Genomic DNA, 3539 nt, shown 5'->3' with positions numbered 1-3539 from the left:
CCGGTGGTGCGCCTGCCCTCGGCTCGCGCCCCGCGCCCCCACCACCCCGGCGGCGAATGGCTCTACGCGAGGATCCGCGCGGTGCCCGAGGCCCACGACGAGATCCTCACGGGCCCGCTCGCGGCGTTCCTGGCCTCGGTGGAGGACCGCACCGACCGGCGCTTCTTCGTCCGGTACCGGGACCCCGACCCGCACATCCGGTTGCGGCTGCACGGCGCTCCCGGGACCGTGCCGGGCCGGGTCCTCCCGGAGCTGCACGGCTGCCTCACGGCGCTCCGTGAGGCGGGGCTCGCCGGCGACTACTCCCTGCACCCCTACACCCCCGAGGCGCAGCGGTACGGCGAGGGAGCCGCCATGGCCGCGGCCGAGGACCTCTTCACGCTGGACAGCGCCTCGGCCATCGCCCTGATCCGAACGCGGGCCCGGGGCGCGATCCGGCTTCCGGACGAGATCCTGGCCGCCGTGCACTACGGCATCCTGCTCGACGCCCTGGGCGACTGGGAGTGGTGGCACTGGGTGGACGGCTACTTCCCCAACGAGGAGGCCCCGCGCCGCTTCTACCGCCGCCACCGCGACCTCGCGCGCACCTGGATCACCCCCGGCCGCTGCCTCGGCACCTTCACGGCGCTGACCGGTTCACCGGTGCTCCAGGAGCTGTGGAGCGCGTCCCCGGCCCCCCGCGCCTACGGGCGTACCGTGCTGCGGGACGGGCGGCTGAGCGACGGCATCGGCGCGAGCGCGGTCGACGGCCTGCTGCACATGCAGCACAACCGCCTGATCGGCATCGACGCCGCGAAGGAGGCCAGGAGCCACGGCATCCTGCGCGGGGTCGCACGCGACCGTGCCGGCGGACCGCGCCGCGGGTGACGGGCGAGCCGCGGCTCACAGCGCCTGGCGCCGTACCAGCCGGGCGAACCGGGAGTCGGGCCGGGCCAGCAGTTCCCGCGGCGGCCCCGACTCGGCGACGCGCCCCGCCGCCAGCACCAGGACCTTGTCGGCGTCCATGACCGTGGAGAGCCGGTGGGCGATGACGACGCGGGTGGCGTTGAGCCTGCGGGTGTTCTCGGCGATCAGGCGCTGTGCGGCGTTGTCCAGCGCGCTGGTGGCCTCGTCGAAGAAGAGGATCCGGGGGTCGCGGATCAGGGCGTGGGCGATCACCAGGCGCTGGCGCTGCCCGCCGGAGAGGGTGCCGGTGTCGCCGAGCAGGGTCTGCATGCCCATGGGCATCGACCTGATGTCCTCGGCCACCCCCGCGAGATCGGCCGCCGCCCACGCCTCGTCCAGGGTGTACTCGTGGCCGCCGGTGATCGCTTCGAGGATGGTTCCGCTCAGCAGGCCGGCGTCCTGCAGTACCACGGCGCACTGCCGGCGGACCGCGGTGCCGTCCAGCGAGGCGAGGTCCTGCCCGTCGTAGCGCACCGCGCCGGACCACGGCCGTTCGAAGCCCAGCAGCAGCCGCAGCAGGGTGGTCTTCCCGCACCCGCTGGAGCCGACGACGGCGAGGAACTCCCCGGGGCGGACCCGGAAGCTGATGTCCTCCAGGACCGGCGCGTGCGGGGTGTAGCCGAAGCTGAGCCGGTCCACCTCGATGTCGCCGGTCAGTTCGCCGGGCTGGGTGCTGTCCTCCGCCGCTTCCGGCGGGTGCGCCAGGATCGGCCTGATCCGGGTGAGCAGCGGGATGGCGCCGAGGGCCGAGGTCAGGGCGGAGGCCAGCTGGACGGCGGCGGCGCAGGCCACGGCCAACGCCGCGTTGAACGACAGGAACTCGGCGTCCGGCAGGCGGTGCCGGGCGGGGCCGGAGACCAGCAGGAAGAGGCCCAGGGCGGCCAGCGCGGGCAGCGCGCCGCCGAGTACGGCGACGGCGTTCTGGCAGCGGCCGATGCGCCGCTGGACGGCCTGCTGCCGGGCGAAGGCCTCCGCCCAGCGGGCGAACACCCGGCTCTCGGCCCCCGCGACCCGGATCTTCGGCAGCCCCTTGAGGATCTGGAAGACCAGGTTGGCGAGCGCGTTGGTCATGCCGAGGAGCCGGTGCTGCCAGCGGACCTGCCGCACCCCCGCCCAGGTGTGGCCCACCGCGCAGGCGGCGAGCACGGCCAGGGCCAGGGCGGCCGGCGCGGGGTCGAGCCAGAACAGGGTCGCCAGATTGACCAGGAGCACGGTGCCCGAGTGGAGCACGGCCGTGGTCAGCCCGCTGAGCATGGCGCGCGCGGCTCCCACGCCGAGGGCGGTCTGCGCCAGGTCCCCGGACGAGTACCCGGAGAAGAACCTGACCGGCAGTCTGAGCAGCCGGTCCCAGACGGCGGCCTGGACGGTCGCCTCGAAGCGGCCCTCCAGACGCAGCAGGGCGGTGTTCTCCACGACGGCGAACCCGCCCGAGACCACACTCGCGGCCAGCAGGATCGCGCAGAGCTGCACGATCATTCCCCGCTGGCCCGAGGGCACGTACGCGGCGAGCACGGTCCCCGTGGCGAGCGGGACCAGCGCGCCCAGCGCCACGGTGAGCAGTCCGGCCAGCGCGATCCGGCACAGGTCCGCGCCGGTGCCCCGCAGCCCGTGGCGGAGCAGTCCGGCCATCCCCACCGGCCCTTCGGGCAGCGGCCGGTAGAACATCACCGCCGACCGCCGCAGGGAGTTCGCCGAGGCGCGGGTCACCGTGGTGCGCCGCCCGGTGGCCGGGTCCCAGATCCGGTACCGGCCGCGGTGCCGCAGCAGGGCGACCGGCGCGCCGCTGTCGGCCCGGTACCCCACCAGAGGGCCCGTGGCCGCCCGCCACCACGGCCCGGACAGCGTCACGGTCCGGGTGCGGAAGCCGGAGCGCCGGGCGAGGTGTTCGACCGGGTCGGTCCGCGGGCCACTGCCGGCGGCGGGGTCCGCGCCGCCGGCGGCGAGGGTGATGCCGAGTGCTCCGGCGACCGCCGCGCACACCGCCGTGAGGGGATCCGGGTCCTGCGGTGCCCCTGGAACGGGCCCGGGGGCGCCCGTTGGGCCAAGGACGCTCCGCAGGGCCCGCTCGGCCTCCCGCTCGGCCGCCCGCCGGTCTTCCTCGGCACGGACGATCCTGGCGCTCTCGCGCTCCTCCCGCCGGGCGACGAGCCGGTCGACCGACCGGAGCACCCCGCTCATGGCGCGGGGCAGGGCCGTGCGCAGCAGTCCGCCGGCGGCCAGGTCGGCGGTCCGGCGGACCCGCAGTCGCGCGTGCGGCTCTCCGCGGGCCCGGCCCCCTCCGGTGAGGACCGCCCACGCGCCGGTCCCGTACGACACGGTTCCCGCGGCGGTGGTCACGCTCAGGCAGCCGTGGACGACCTCGGTCCACACGACCTCGCCGTCCGGTGCGAGGCAGGCCCCGTCGGCGAGGTCCACCTCCTCGCCGGGGGCGAGCCGGGCGAGGGCAGCGGTCGGCGGCTCGGCGGCGCCCAAGGAGCCGAGCCCGCTCAGCGCCAGATCGATCCCCCGTACCAGGTCCGCCTGCCGGGCCGGAGCGGGAGCGCGGCCCGAGGTGCCCGCCGGGCGCGGGGGCGGCGGGCCGGACGGGGGAGTCG

General features: G+C 76.2%; 2 protein-coding genes. One reads left to right on the top strand and one right to left on the bottom strand.

The genetic code is table 11. From position 1 onward, the window contains the following. Positions 1-867 (top strand): thiopeptide-type bacteriocin biosynthesis protein (locus E4099_RS30480; RefSeq protein WP_209446802.1); only part of this gene is annotated, 867 nt, incomplete at its 5' end. Positions 868-882: 15 nt separating this feature from the next. On the opposite strand, the gene E4099_RS30475 is transcribed toward E4099_RS30480, so the two are convergent. Further along, on the bottom strand, positions 883-3539 hold a 2657-nt coding region (locus tag E4099_RS30475), incomplete at its 5' end, for an NHLP bacteriocin export ABC transporter permease/ATPase subunit (RefSeq protein WP_135342337.1).

Origin of the sequence: Streptomyces palmae (genome assembly GCF_004684805.1) — a bacterium.
In the GTDB taxonomy this organism is placed as follows: Bacteria; Actinomycetota; Actinomycetes; order Streptomycetales; family Streptomycetaceae; genus Streptomyces; species Streptomyces palmae.
The sequence above is the reverse complement of the archived record's forward strand: the minus strand, read 5'-3'. Positions and strand labels throughout refer to the sequence as shown.